Annotated in this window: 12 protein-coding genes and 1 pseudogene; 12 read left to right on the top strand and 1 reads right to left on the bottom strand. The window is 62.9% G+C overall.

The genetic code is table 11. The annotated features are described in order from the left end of the window. Positions 1-136: 136 nt before the first annotated feature. From NKJ20_RS29675 to NKJ20_RS29650, 6 genes and pseudogenes are all read left to right on the top strand, one after another. The gene (locus NKJ20_RS29675; protein WP_352748926.1) at positions 137-2,227 is read left to right on the top strand and encodes a ParB/RepB/Spo0J family partition protein; all 2,091 of its coding nucleotides are present in this window, start codon (positions 137-139) and stop codon (positions 2,225-2,227) included. Positions 2,228-2,619: 392 nt separating this feature from the next. Then, positions 2,620-6,980: pseudogene (locus tag NKJ20_RS29670) on the top strand (strawberry notch-like NTP hydrolase domain-containing protein). After that, on the top strand, positions 6,980-8,026 hold the full coding sequence (locus tag NKJ20_RS29665; RefSeq protein WP_352748923.1) for a DUF7146 domain-containing protein: 1,047 nt from the start codon (positions 6,980-6,982) through the stop codon (positions 8,024-8,026). The pseudogene NKJ20_RS29670 and the gene NKJ20_RS29665 overlap by 1 nt, the downstream one beginning before the upstream one ends. A gap of 314 nt (positions 8,027-8,340) precedes the next feature. After that, on the top strand, positions 8,341-9,276 hold the full coding sequence (locus NKJ20_RS29660; RefSeq protein ID WP_352452161.1) for an SLOG family protein: 936 nt from the start codon (positions 8,341-8,343) through the stop codon (positions 9,274-9,276). Positions 9,277-9,694: 418 nt separating this feature from the next. Next, complete coding sequence (locus tag NKJ20_RS29655) at positions 9,695-9,934, top strand: hypothetical protein (RefSeq protein WP_352745687.1); 240 nt, start codon at positions 9,695-9,697, stop codon at positions 9,932-9,934. A 195-nt stretch (positions 9,935-10,129) separates the two neighbouring features. Beyond that, positions 10,130-10,459, top strand: a complete 330-nt coding sequence (locus NKJ20_RS29650) for a DUF736 domain-containing protein (protein WP_352452159.1) — start codon at positions 10,130-10,132, stop codon at positions 10,457-10,459. Between the two features lie 192 nt (positions 10,460-10,651). Here the strand turns inward: NKJ20_RS29650 and NKJ20_RS29645 are convergent, their stop codons facing one another. After that, complete coding sequence (locus tag NKJ20_RS29645) at positions 10,652-10,867, bottom strand: helix-turn-helix domain-containing protein (protein ID WP_023674290.1); 216 nt, start codon at positions 10,865-10,867, stop codon at positions 10,652-10,654. A 126-nt stretch (positions 10,868-10,993) separates the two neighbouring features. Here NKJ20_RS29645 and NKJ20_RS29640 point away from each other — a divergent pair, with 126 nt between their 5' ends. The 6 genes from NKJ20_RS29640 to NKJ20_RS29615 all read left to right on the top strand — a co-directional run bounded on the left by NKJ20_RS29640 (position 10,994) and on the right by NKJ20_RS29615 (position 13,609). Further along, positions 10,994-11,272, top strand: coding sequence for a DNA -binding domain-containing protein (locus tag NKJ20_RS29640; protein ID WP_023674289.1), 279 nt, complete (start codon positions 10,994-10,996; stop codon positions 11,270-11,272). Positions 11,273-11,441: 169 nt separating this feature from the next. Continuing rightward, complete coding sequence (locus tag NKJ20_RS29635) at positions 11,442-11,627, top strand: transcriptional regulator domain-containing protein (RefSeq protein ID WP_352452199.1); 186 nt, start codon at positions 11,442-11,444, stop codon at positions 11,625-11,627. Between the two features lie 46 nt (positions 11,628-11,673). Then, the gene (locus tag NKJ20_RS29630) at positions 11,674-12,198 is read left to right on the top strand and encodes a DUF2285 domain-containing protein (protein ID WP_352452158.1); all 525 of its coding nucleotides are present in this window, start codon (positions 11,674-11,676) and stop codon (positions 12,196-12,198) included. 114 nt (positions 12,199-12,312) lie between these two features. Continuing rightward, the gene (locus tag NKJ20_RS29625) at positions 12,313-12,603 is read left to right on the top strand and encodes a helix-turn-helix transcriptional regulator (RefSeq protein ID WP_352748919.1); all 291 of its coding nucleotides are present in this window, start codon (positions 12,313-12,315) and stop codon (positions 12,601-12,603) included. 17 nt (positions 12,604-12,620) lie between these two features. Beyond that, positions 12,621-13,052, top strand: coding sequence for a replication initiator protein A (locus tag NKJ20_RS29620; RefSeq protein ID WP_352748916.1), 432 nt, complete (start codon positions 12,621-12,623; stop codon positions 13,050-13,052). After that, a complete protein-coding gene (locus NKJ20_RS29615; protein ID WP_352452156.1) occupies positions 13,049-13,609 on the top strand; it encodes a S26 family signal peptidase in 561 nt (186 codons plus the stop codon). Before NKJ20_RS29620 ends, NKJ20_RS29615 begins: the two co-directional genes overlap by 4 nt. Positions 13,610-13,653: the final 44 nt, after the last annotated feature.

Genomic DNA, 13,653 nt, shown 5'->3' with positions numbered 1-13,653 from the left:
GGAGATGTTGGTGGCTAGTCTTCCAACTCGGCTTTTCTCCTTTCTGGTCAAAGAGTTAGAGGGCTGTGCTTGGCGCACTGACGGGTTTGGAGGTCGAGAGAGAGGCTCTCGGCCGCCCGTCGCGGAGTACATCCCGATGGCTACTGCCGTTCAGAAGATCACCCTGTCGTCCTCGCGCGACATTCCCTTCAACAAGCTGGTGCTCTCCCAGTCCAATGTCCGGCGCGTCAAGGTCGGCGTCTCGATCGAGGATCTTGCGGCCTCGATCGCCCGCCGCGGCTTGATCCAGAGCCTCAGCGTCTTGTCCGTCGTCGACAGCGACGGCAACGAGACTGGCATGTTTGAGGTACCTGCCGGAGGCCGGCGCTTCCGCGCGCTTGAGCTGCTGGTGAAGCAAAAGCGCCTCGCCAAGACCGCCCTCGTGCCCTGTGTCGTGCGCGCCCGTCACAGCGCGATCGTTGCCGAGGAGGTGTCGCTCGCCGAGAACATTGAGCGAGCGCCGCTGCACCCGCTCGATCAGTTTCGCGCCTTCCAGGACATGCGCCAAAAAGGCATGAGCGAGGAGGAGATTGCCGCAGCCTTCTTCGTGCCGGTCAACGTCGTTAAGCAACGGCTTAGGCTGGCTTCTGTCTCCCCAGTGCTGCTCGATGTGTATGCCGATGACGGGATGACGCTGGAGCAACTCATGGCTTTCACGGTCTCTGAAGACCGCGCTCGCCAGGAGCAGATCTGGGAGGCAATCAGGGATGCCTGGTCGAAAGAGCCCTATCAAATCCGGCGCATGCTGACCGAAACGACGGTGCGCGCCTCCGACAAGCGCGCCGTCTTCGTGGGGACCGACGCCTATGAGGCCGCGGGTGGTATCGTCATGCACGACCTGTTCCAGTCGGATGACGGCGGCTGGCTGCAGGATGCAGCGCTGTTGGACCGCCTGGTCACCGAGAAGCTCAAGGCGGTTGCCCAGGAAGTTGCAGCCGAGGGTTGGAAGTGGGTCGAGGTCGCTGTCAGCTTCCCCTACGACGCAACGCGTGGGCTGTATCAGCTGCAGAGTGATCCGCTCGATCTCTCTGCCGAGGAGCAGGCTACCATCGATGCCCTCAACGCCGAGCATGCCAAGCTTGAAACCGAATCTGAGGGTGCTGACGAGCTGCCCGAAGACGTCGATCAGCGACTCGGTGAAATCGAGACCGCGCTCGCCAATTTCGACAAGCGCCCAAGGCAGTTCGATCCGGCCGACATCGCCATCGCCGGCGCGTTCGTCAGCATCGACGCCGACGGCTCGCTCTCGGTCGACCGCGGCTTTCTCCGGCCTGAGGACGTGCCGCCGATGTCATTCGACGGCGCGAATGAATCGAACAGGGACGGCGGGTCCGGGGCTGCCGACAGTTCGTCGGTGCACCGCGCCGTTGTCACCATTGGCGGCCAGGCAGTCGAGTGCGAGGAAGACGAGGACGATGCGGTCAAGCCTCTGCCGGACCGACTGGTGACAGAGTTGACCGCACGCCGGACGCTGGCGTTGCGCGATGCGGTTGCCGGCAACCCTCACGTCGCCATGACAGCGCTCTTGCACAAGCTGGTCACCGACACGTTCCAGCACCGCACCACGAACGGGTGCCTGGAGGCCTCGATCCGTCACGTCTTCTTTCCTCTGCAGGCAGGTGACCTGAAGGACAGCCCCTCGGCGAAATCGGTGGCCGAACGCCATGAGGCCTGGAAATCGGACCTGCCGACCGAGGACGATGCACTTTGGGACTGGATCGCCTCACTTGATGAGACCAGCCGCGCGGCGTTGCTCGCCCATTGCGTCAGCTACGGCGTGAACGCGCTCCACGAGAAAGCCGACCGCTATGGCGGCGCTATCTCGGCACACGGGGTTCGGCAGCGGATCGCGCAAGCTGATCGACTGGCACGCGCGGTCGGTCTCGATATGGTCGACGCCGGCTGGACACCGACAGTCGAAAACTATCTCGGCCGCATCACCAAGTCTCGCATTCTCGAGGCAGTGCGAGAGGCGAAGGGGGAACAGGCCGCACAGCTTATCGACCATCTGAAGAAGGGTGATATGGCGAAGGAAGCCGAGCGCTTGCTGACCGATAGTGGCTGGCTGCCCGAGCCGCTGCGCCTGGTCGACCTCGACGGCAGTGCTGGCGCTGATAGCGGCGCCGGCGCCGACGGCTATGGGGAAGAGCTGCCCGAATTCCTCTCTCCCCCGTATGCGATTATTTAACACAGCTACCCCCAATTGGCCGCTTAATTTATCGCCGCGGGGGTCGGGGTTCCGCCGGCGCGGCGCCCTTTCCTACCCCTGCCGGGCGCTCACTTTCTCGCACACGGGCAAAGCCAATTGGCCGCTTCTGCCGCGTCCTTCTCGGTCGGCGGCTGCTGCCCCGCCGTCCCCACTGCCTGCCAAGATATCGCCCCCGGGCTGCCAACCGCGTTGCCGCTGTCGTCGTTGGGCTGACACCGGGTAGCGGCGCAGCGCCTGGATCGAAGAAGGATCGTTATCGGCAAGACCGCAGTCCAGAGGGGAGAGGCCGGCCAAGGCGGATTTGAGCCGGATTGGTCGAGAGAGAGGGCCGCCCGGTTCATTCCCGTTCCGCTCTCCTCGAGGTTTTCTCCATGCTTGATGTTTCTTCGAAGACTGCCGCTCCGGCAGTGCCGCTTCCGCTTGTCTCATCCCCGGCTGTCGAACCAGCTGCCGCCATCCACAGCGCGGCGCAGTTTCTTCTGCCCCATCTCGAACGCGGTCAGCGCGTCGACGCCTCGAGCCTTCGCTCGGCCATGGAAGCTGCCTTCGGTGCCTCCGATGCGTCCGGCGCATGGGACTGGAAATCAGCCTATGACGCTTGCGAAGTCGCGACGGTGCTGTTCCTGCGCAAATACGGAAAGTCGCTTTTCCGCAAAGCCGGTTCTGCGGCCGCTGCACTTCCGATGCTGGACAAGATTGCCGGCCTGTTCCCAACTCACACGCGCCGCTCCGAAGAGACCGAAGCGCTTCAGCAGTTCAGCACCCCCATTCCGCTCGGTCTGGCGGCCGTGACTGCCGCGGCAATCACCCCTGCCGACCGCGTGCTTGAGCCCTCCGCCGGCACCGGGTTACTTGCTATTTTGGCCGAGATCAGCGGCAGCACGTTGCTGCTCAACGAACTGGCCGAGGCCCGCGCCGGGCTTCTCTCATTGCTCTTTCCGGCTATCCCCGTCACTCGCTTCAACGCAGCGCAGATCGATGATTATCTCAATCCCGGCATTGTGCCGAGCGTCGTGCTGATGAACCCGCCGTTCTCGGTTCTGGCCAATGTCTCGGGTCGCGTGTCCGACGCTGCCTATCGTCACGTCGCCTCTGCGCTGGCCCGGCTCGCCGAGGGCGGGCGGCTTGTCGCAATCACTGGCGCAAATTTTTCCCCAGAGCTGCCCATCTGGCGCGAGTCCTTCGTCAGGCTCCAGGAGCGCGGTCGCGTGGTGTTCACCGCCGCGATCGACGGCGCCGTCTACGCCAGGCATGGCACCACCGTCGAGACCCGTGGCTAACCGTCATCGACAAACTGCCGGCCGACAATCCAGGCAGCTTTCCAGCATCAGCCGGCACGGCGCCCGATGTCGCCACACTGATCGCCAGGATTGGCGAGCACGTTCCCGCACGGCTGCCGGTCAGCGCTTCGACTTTTGCGCCCGCCGTCAAGGCACTGGGGCCCACAGCCCGCACCGTGCGCGGTGATCTCGCCAGATCCGCGGCTTCCTCTCCGGTGCGCAGCCTCGCCGAGCCGGAAGGCGCCGAGCTTGCTTACGAGACTTTGGACTGGAGGCCTGCCGAAAGTAGGCACATCACCGATGGCATCTATGAGGAGTACGGGTTGCAGGCGATCCGCATTCCGGGCGCCCATCCGCATCCGACCAAGCTGGTTCAATCGGCGGCGATGGCATCCGTTGCTCCGCCGAAGCCGAGCTACCGGCCGATTCTTCCTGCCAAGGTTGTCAGCGACGGCCTCTTGTCCGACGCGCAGCTAGAAACAGTCATCTATGCCGGCGAGGCCCATTCGGAGTTCCTCGCCGGTTCCTGGATGGTGGACGAGACCTTCGATCTTGTCTCTGCCGCGCGCGACGATGCCGCGCACGCCGTGCGATTCCGCCGGGGCTTCATGCTCGGCGACGGGACGGGCGCCGGCAAGGGCCGCCAGTCGGCCGGCATCATCCTGGATAGTTGGATGCAGGGCCGCCGCAAGGCGGTGTGGATCTCCAAATCCGACAAGCTGATCGAAGACGCCCAGCGCGACTGGTCTGCTCTCGGCATGGAGCGCCTGCTGGTCACGCCGCTGTCGCGGTTCCCGCAGGGCAAGGCCATCCGCCTCGATCAAGGGGTCCTATTCACCACCTACGCCACGCTGCGCTCCGACGAACGCGGTGAGAAGGTCTCGCGCGTGCGGCAGATCGTCGAATGGTTGGGCACCGAATTCGACGGAGTGATCATTTTCGACGAGAGCCACGCCATGCAGAACGCCGCAGGCGGCAAGGGAGAACGCGGCGACGTCGCCGCCTCACAGCAGGGACGCGCCGGGCTCCGCCTCCAAAACGCCCTGCCGAACGCCCGCGTCGTCTATGTCTCGGCGACGGGCGCAACCACCGTCCACAACCTCGCCTACGCGCAGCGTTTGGGCCTGTGGGGTGGTGAGGATTTGCCCTTCGCGACCAGGGCCGAATTTGTCGAGACGATCGAGGCCGGCGGCGTTGCCGCCATGGAAGTGCTGGCCCGAGACCTTCGCGCACTCGGTCTCTACACGGCCCGATCGCTCTCGTACGATGGTGTCGAATACGAGCTGGTCGAGCACCAGCTTACCTCCGAGCAGACCCGCATCTACGACGCCTATGCCGGAGCGTTTAGCGTCATTCATAACAATCTCGACGCCGCAATGCGGGCCGCCAACGTCACAGGCGAGACCGGGACACTGAACCGTCAGGCAAAGTCGGCTGCACGTTCGGCTTTCGAGAGCACGAAACAGCGCTTCTTCGGGCATTTGCTCACCGGCATGAAGACGCCGACCCTGATACGCTCGATCGAGCGCGATCTCCATCAAGGCCATGCCGCCGTCATCCAGATCGTCTCGACCGGCGAGGCACTGATGGAACGGCGCCTCGCGGAAATTCCAACCGAGGAATGGAACGACGTTCGCGTCGACATCACGCCGCGCGAATATGTCCTCTCGTATCTGCAGCATTCCTTCCCCGTGCAACTCTACGAGCCGTTCACCGACAGCGAAGGCAATTTGTCGTCACGTCCGGTCTATCGCGACGGCCAGCCCGTCGAGAGCCGCGAAGCGGTCGCCCGCCGCGATCGCCTCATCGAGCAACTCGCTTCACTGGCCCCCGTCCCGGGGGCACTCGATCAGATCGTACAGCGCTTCGGCACCGACCTCGTAGCGGAAGTGACAGGCCGGTCGCGCCGCGTCGTTCGCAAGACCAGCACTCGAGGCATCGATCGCCTTGTCGTCGAAAACCGCGCCGGATCGGCCAATTTCGCCGAGGCACAGGCATTCATGGATGACTGTAAGCGCATATTGGTGTTTTCCGACGCCGGTGGCACTGGCCGCAGCTATCACGCTGATCTCACTGCGAAGAACCGCCGCCTTCGAGTTCACTATCTGCTTGAGCCGGGCTGGAGGGCCGATGCCGCCATCCAGGGCTTGGGGCGCACCAACCGCACGAACCAGGCGCAGCCGCCGCTGTTCCGGCCGGTTGCGACCGATGTGAAGGCTGAGAAGCGCTTTCTCTCGACGATAGCCCGGCGGCTCGACACATTGGGCGCCATTACGCGCGGCCAGCGCCAGACCGGCGGTCAGGGCCTATTTCGCCCTGAGGACAATCTGGAGTCGCACTATGCCCGCGACGCGCTGCGGCAGCTTTACCTGCTGCTGGTTCGCGGCAAGGTGGACGGCTGCTCACTCCAGATGTTCGAGGAAGCGACCGGCCTCACACTGACGGAGTCCACCGGCATCAAGGACGAGCTGCCACCGATCACGACCTTCCTCAATCGGCTGCTGGCGCTTACCATCGCACTTCAAACCGTCCTGTTTACAGCCTTCGAACAATTGCTAAATGCGAAAATCGAGGGCGCCATTGCCTCCGGTGCCTACGACATCGGCTTGGAAACACTGCGTGCCGAGAGCTTCGTCGTCACCGAGCGACGCGTCATCCATGTCCATGCGGCCACCGGTGCGGAAACGCGACTGCTGACCATCGCCCAGCGCAAGCGCAATCGACCCGTTTCACTTGCCGATGCCCTTGCCCAGCTTCACGATCCCCGCGCGAAGCTCCTGGTCAACAACCGATCCGGCCGCGCCGCCGTACAGGTGCCAGCGCCCGCACTCATGCTCGACAACGGCGAGATCGAATGGCGCGTCCGGCTGATCCGGCCGATGGAGCACCATCAGGCCTCATTGAAGATGATGGCGGAGAGCCACTGGGTTGAGGCTGAGCAGGCTGCGTTCGCTGACGCCTGGAGTGCCGAGACGGCTGACGTGCCCGAGTTCACGGACAGCACTATCCATGTCGTTGCCGGCATGCTGCTGCCGATCTGGAAGCGTCTGCCTAGGGAATTCTCACGTGTGTACCGGCTCCAGACTGACGATGGCGAGCGCATCATCGGTCGTCAGGTCCCGCCAGCATGGATCGCGGGCGCACTGGCAACAAGCTCGCCTTCGATCACAGCCAGTGATGCTTTCGTTGCGCTACTGGGCGGTCGAACGATCCTCGACCTCGCTGATGGTCTGCAGCTTCGGCGCAGCCGCCTCATGGGCGTTAGCCGAATCGAGCTGACGGGCTTCAACGACACAATGCGCGACCGTCTTTCGGCTTACGGCCTCTTCCGAGAGATCATCTCCTGGAAGCTGCGCATGTTCGTGCCCGCCGACGCATCTGGACCCGCAATTCTGGGCAAGTTGCTGAAGGGCTATCCAGTCCAGCGCATCGACACGCGGGAGGGTGCGTGATGGCCCGCCACGATGCGTCAGAACTGGCGCACCGCCTCGGCCAGCAGGCTGAGGCGGTTTGTCGCTACTATCTTTCGAACGGGCATCGCGAGGGCCGCTACTGGCTTGTCGGCGATGTGCAAAACACGCCGGGCCGCTCAATGTTCGTGCGTCTCGTCGGGTCAGCGAACGGAAAAGGAGCAGCCGGCAAGTGGGCCGATGCGGCGACTGGCGAGCATGGCGACCTTCTAGACGTCATCCGCGAAAGCCGCGGCTTCAGCAACTTCAAGGACGTTGCGAATGAAGCAATGACATTTCTCGGCTTGCCGCATCCCGAACCAGAGCAGATTTCTCCCCGGCCGAAATCGGTAGACACGCCATCCGGATCATCGGAGGCAGCGCGTCGGCTGTTTGCGATGTCGCAGCCGATTGCGGGTACGGTCGTAGAGGCGTATCTGCGCAACCGCAGTATTACCGCTTTGCACGGGACCGGAAGCCTGCGTTTTCACCCGCGCTGCTACTACCGGCCCGACGAACACGCGCCGACTGAGACCTGGCCGGCGATGATCGCTTCCGTCACCGATCTCGACGGCCATTTGACTGGCGCACATCGCACCTGGCTTGATCCTTCCGGCAGGGGCAAGGCATCGGTCGGTACGCCGAGGCGCGCGATGGGCGATCTTCTCGGTCACGCGGTTCGCTTTGGCCTGCCGGGCGACGTCATGGCGGGCGGCGAAGGCATCGAGACCGTCTTGTCGCTTCGGTGCATCCTGCCCGATATGGCTATGGCAGCGGCACTTTCGGCCGCCCATCTTGCTGCCATGCTGTTCCCCCTCACGCTGAGACGGCTCTACATCGTGCGCGACGCCGATCCAGCCGGTAACGGCGCGCGTGACACCTTGATCGAAAGAGCGAATGCTGCCGGGATCGAGCCGGTCGTGCTCTCGCCGGCACTTGGGGACCTCAACGAAGATCTCTGTACGCTAGGCGTGGATGCCGTTCGAGCAGCAGTCCGTGTTCAGCTCGCCCCGCAGGACATCACCCGTTTCATGGCAGTGGCGGGATAACTCGGAACGAAACAATCTGTCCGCTGTCGCTTGCATCGCTTGGATGCTCCTGAAGTCGGAGAGAACCGCGCCTGCGGGCCTTCGAGAGGGCGATCGGCCAGCAAACGACCCGGACCCGCAATGTCTTCGGCCGACTATTTTCCGGCGCGCTCCCCAAGGGAGCGCTTTCCATCGCGAAGCAAAATAGCCGGCCTTCACCCTCCTCCGCTGACACTCCGGCCCTTCGCTTCGCTGCGGGTGCAGGTCCGTCCCGTCCGCCGGCTTCCGTCGCCATGAAGGCCGCGAGGGTCGCGGTCCAACCGGCGGAGCATCCAATGAGCGAGCATGACGACTACGAACCACAGCACTCGTCTTCACCCATCGACCACGTCCTCACCGAACTCCAGCTCTATGGCTACCGACCCTTCGCGGATGAGCCTGATCCTCGACCGCTTCCAGAGGGCCACTGCGTCGCCGGCGCGATCGCCGACATCTTCGACGCCCTCATCGTGGCACTGCAAGACACTCGCCTCGAGCCCGATCTCGACGATCTTCTGTGGTCGACCGTCAACATCTTTCACCGCGCCGCAGATCGGATCGAGCGCGAACTCGACCACAACGAGCAGGCGCAACGCCGCAGCCAGCGTGAGCAGGACGGCAGCGAAGTGAAATCCGTCGAGCTGGAACGCCTGACGGCCGAAGGGCAGACGCTGATCGAACGCCAAAGCGCCTTCGAACTGATGCGTGATCAGGCCGCGGATCACTACGAGCGCCACACCGGATCGAGTTGGCGACCGCGCAGCGGATCGATGGTCAACCACCGCAACATGACCTCTGCGCTGATCGACAGCCGCGACTTTCTCAGCGCCAAGAAACGCGCCTCGCAGGAAGTCCTTCTGCCACCTGGCCCGAAAATCGCCTTCACCGCTGGGCTCGACTTCAATGACCACCAGCTGATCTGGGCCAAGCTCGACCAGGTCCACGCCAGGCATCCCGACATGGTCTTGATGCATGGGAAATCGCCGAAGGGTGGCGAAAAGATCGCCTCCTGTTGGGCAGACCACCGCAAGGTACCCCAAATCGGCTTTGCCCCTGATTGGACAAAGCATGCCAAAGCCGCCCCGTTCAAGCGCAATGACGCAATGCTGGAGGTGCTGCCAATAGGCGTCATCGTCTTTCCCGGGACCGGAATTCAGGACAATCTTGCAGACAAGGCAAAGAAGCTCGGCATCCCAGTCCTCGACTTCCGCCCCAAGGGAGGCGGCGCGTAAGCGCTGCCCGCCCCTACCTTTTTTCGATTGTACGATACGGCCGCGGTCGGGCAGCGCATACTGTATTTGCAGCTCGCTGGAGTGCTTGGCCCGGGATGCCGTATCTCCGGCTCCCGGCGCCGCCCGTCTTTTGCGATACTCAAGTCCGCGCGCTCTAGCAAAGGCGCGCGACGCCGTCACGCTTGCCGTCAACGTTTCAGCTGCGTCGCAGCTGGCATCACAGCTGCGAATAACGACGCCCGTTCAACCGAACAGGGCTGGATCTGGGCGAACTCACAGAACAACCGGCGTGGGCAGGATGCTTTTTTCTGACCGGCCGTCACATTGTTAGCGTTGTCGCTGACACGGCATCGCGCGACGCACAGTTCGAATCCACCACGGCGTGCCGTCTCGTTCCAAAGATAGCGGATATCCGGTGATGCACGTCAGCCGTGACTTTGACCATCACGTGCGTGTCTTAAGCGCGGTGCCGACAACAGCTTGCGACTTCGCGATGCCTGTACAGAGGAGCATCGACGCCGGTGATCGTCGTAGCCGGGATTTCGCCAGCGACGGTATCGCCAGGTTCTCCGTTGATGTCTCTATCTGGTGGGCCGCTCCAAACGGCCTCTTTAATGGGCTGATCTGGCCGAAGGTCGGCTGCGCCTCGATCGCCTAAGCCGCAATGGCGCCGATCGACTTTCTTCCCCTGCCGGCTGCGCCGTCATTCCTCGCCAAACAACAAAGTCGCTTGGCTGCCATCCTCCGCTGGCGCTGCGGTCGCAAGCGATGCGGCGTCGATCGCCTCCGGCCCGCCGATCGCCATCGAGGCCGCAATGGTGCGGGCTCGAAACAGAGTTCAAGGAGAAAACTCATGGCGATAATCGGAACCTTCAAGAGGACCGGCAACAACGAGTTCACCGGCGAAATCGTCACTCTCTCGCTCCAGACCAAGAACGTCCGGGTCGTGCCCGAGACCAACCGCTCTGGCGACAGCGCCCCCAGCCACCGTGTCTTCGTCGGGCGGGTCGAGATCGGCGCCGCATGGTCCAAGCGCTCCAATGACGGCCGCGACTATCTCGGCGTGAAGCTGGACGATCCGAGCTTCGCTGCTCCGATCTACGCCAACCTCTTCAACGATGAAGAAGGCGAAGGCTACAGCCTCATCTGGTCGCGCCCCAACGGCCGCCGCAACGCGGAGTAAGGCCCCGACCAAGGCTCCGCCCGGACGAACAGGGCGGGGCCGTCCTCCTTTTCACGACAAGATGAGCGCAGTCGCTGCGCAACCAGCTCCGTCGGACTTGGGGCGACTACCTGTCGTGTTCGCGACTGGAGACTTCATTCCTGCATGTTGCCTCGCCGATCATCGAAAATTCGCGGTGTTTCCCGCGTCAACTCACGGTGCCGATTTTCTGATCAACTCGCATGGGTCCACATTCAGCGCAGTTGCGATCCTCCCAAGAACACTGATGCTGGCCGAGACCCGAGCGCGCTCGATCGATCCGACGTAACGCATGCTCAGTCCAGAGCGGGCGGCCAGTTCCTCCTGCGTCACGTTCTGGTCATGGCGCAGACGACGCATGTTGGCCGCCATGATCTCCTTGAGATTCATGACGGATTAGGGACCAGAAAGGGAACTATCGTTCTAGGAATGATCGTTCCTATTCGCTATGATTGGTGCTCGATCTAAAGGACGGCTCCTTCGAGATCGCGATCGAAATATGAACGGTCAAATACCATGCTTAAACCGCTGCTCGATCCTGATGTCGCCGACATTGCGCCGGATGCCCCGGTCCTGACCGGCTATGACGAGGAGCGTCTGCTCACCTACATTCGCCTCCTTGACGCGGCAGCGGAAGATGCCGATTGGCGAGAGGTGGCCAGGATCGTCTTGCATATAGACCCGGAGCAGGAGCCGGAACGAGCGTTCCGGTCCTGGGAGACCCATCTTGCCCGCGCGCGATGGATGACGACCAGCGGCTACCGATATCTTCTCGCTGGCGGCGCTCCGCACTGACGCGGGCCGGCGCTCCACTTTGCTGAGTCAGCATAATGGTTTGCCGACTCTCCAACTATTCAACTTCCTTATCCGCCGGGAATGTTGATGCCGACGCCTCACATCCGGGTACGCGGAGAGGACAGGAACAGTGCAAGGCGATTGGACCGATCCGGCGGCGTATGCACACATGTGCAGCTACCAGGCTACGGAGTTCGCTGCCGAGTATCTGATCCGGAATGACGAATTCGTGGCAGAGTGCAGCCAGCTTGCATCGCAACTCGCTGGTTCTGGAGAACCTGCCGGTCAGCCCGATCTCGCCGCCCGTTGGGGCGCGCGATTTCAAAACTGCCGGTGCCGGACTTCCGAAAGCTGACAATATCATCTGGACGGAACAGGCCTCGCCGCGCGTGCTCCGGGTCATGCGGGTATCTGCATCCCATCAAACAGTTCGACCTTCCAGCCTTGCCGGAGCCAGCGTTTGGCCGCAGGACGAAGGCCTTCACATTATTTGGTCTACCTTAATTGGGAAAAGTCATCTCGTCGCTGATGACCGCGCAGGTGAATTCAACGCTATCCTTCTGCCGCTCGATGCTGCATTCGAGACGCGGCTCGATGCAGCGCGCCGGTTCTGGCGCGCACTGAACGGCCGGGCAGCCAGTCCATCTTACGGCGCGCTGCCGCAACAGACCAAGACCAGGCATATCCTCAATTTACGCGCACATGATGGTCACCGCACGGGTGCAACCTATCGTCAGCTCGCGGAGGTGCTGTTTTCGCAAGAGCCGATTGTGCCGCGAGATTGGCGTGATCATCACCTCCGCCACAAGGTCCGAGCTATCTTACGCCGTGCAGCTTTTTTAGTCGCCGGCGGCTATCGCGATCTTCTCTTCTACCCCCACAACCGCAGCGAAAAGTCCGGCCGCCGAAGTCCTTCTTCGGGGTAGCAAAAACGCGCCCCCCAATCTTTGCCCTCCCTCGCCTTTCCTCATTTCGATCATGGTCCACTTCGCGCGTCCCGGCAGGCCAGGACGACAGCAGAACCGAATGGAGATCGAGCGATGTCGAAGGGTCCCGCGGACGCGCCCCAAAAGTATTTGCGCACGAAGGAGGCAGCACCCATCGTCGGGCTCTGCGGCCGCACACTCGAAAAGCACCGGACCTACGGCACCGGCCCAAAATACCGAAAGGTCGGCGGGCGCGTTCTCTACGACATCAACGACCTGCACGCCTGGATAGAGCTGGGCGCACGCACCTCCACCAGCGATGCCAACGCGACCTATGTTCCGCCGGCAAAACCCCATGCAGCCCGCGCGCCCGCCTATGTCGGCAGGCGCGACCGCAGCTCCTGATCTGTGGCGCACCGAAAATGCAGTATCGCGAGACCGTTCAGCAGCAATTTGCGCTGCCTCATGTCCCCTCATCCGGCTTCCCTCCACCCGGCACGCGGGACGTCGTGGCGTGGCAGCTCGTCTTGTTGGTGAAATCCCGCCACCTGACACCGATCCACTCTCATGCGCGCGAAGAATCGACCTGCGTTGAGGCGGCAGGTGTGCACGGCATGGCAACGATTTGGGACGCTGCCATCCTGGTCTGGGCTGCGTCGCAAACCATCCACGCGCAAGCCAGGAGATTGCAACCGCGCCGCCTGGTAGCGGCGAAACAGCAGCAAACCCTGACCTTCATGTCGCCGCGTAAACGGCGGCACGTCCACAGCCGGATAGCCGCACGCGAGCAGCCGAGTCCATACACGGCCAAGCGTCGTAAAACTTGCCTGCTGCGCCCCGGGATCGGGTCATGAGCAAGCGCACAAAGATCATCGCCACGATGGTTGGCGGCGTAGTGCTCGCCGCGGCGCCGGCATGGATTAGCCATCCGCCGCTGTCCATCTGGAATGCATCGGCGAGCATCCCCGTCGGGCTCTATCGCGTCCAGCCGGCCGACAAAATCGGTATTGCCAATATCGCCGTCATCATGCCGCCCGAGCCATTGGCGGCCTTCATGGCAAGACGCGGGTATCTGCCGAAAAATGTGCCGCTCCTGAAGCGTATTTTGGCACTCGGGGGCGCAACCGTCTGTCGCCAAGGCACAACCATCATCGTCAACGGCAAGACGTATGGACATGCGCGCGAGCGTGACAGGCGCGGTCGAGCCCTGCCCATCTGGCAGGGCTGCCGCGACATTGCCGAGGCCGACGTCTTCCTTATGAACCCGGGTGCAGCCGACAGTTTTGACAGCCGCTATTTCGGCCCGCTCCCGCTCTCATCGATCGTTGGCCGTGCGGTTCCCGTCTGGACCACGGAGCGCACCACTCCGGTGCTGGATATCACCAACGATCCCCTTGCTAGCGAGCCGTGACGGCTCGGCTCGGCGCGCACTAACACCCATGAAAGGAGCACTGC

This window comes from Mesorhizobium sp. M0185, assembly GCF_040322175.1.
Classification (GTDB): domain Bacteria; phylum Pseudomonadota; class Alphaproteobacteria; order Rhizobiales; family Rhizobiaceae; genus Mesorhizobium.
This window is presented reverse-complemented; position numbering and strand designations above follow the sequence as displayed.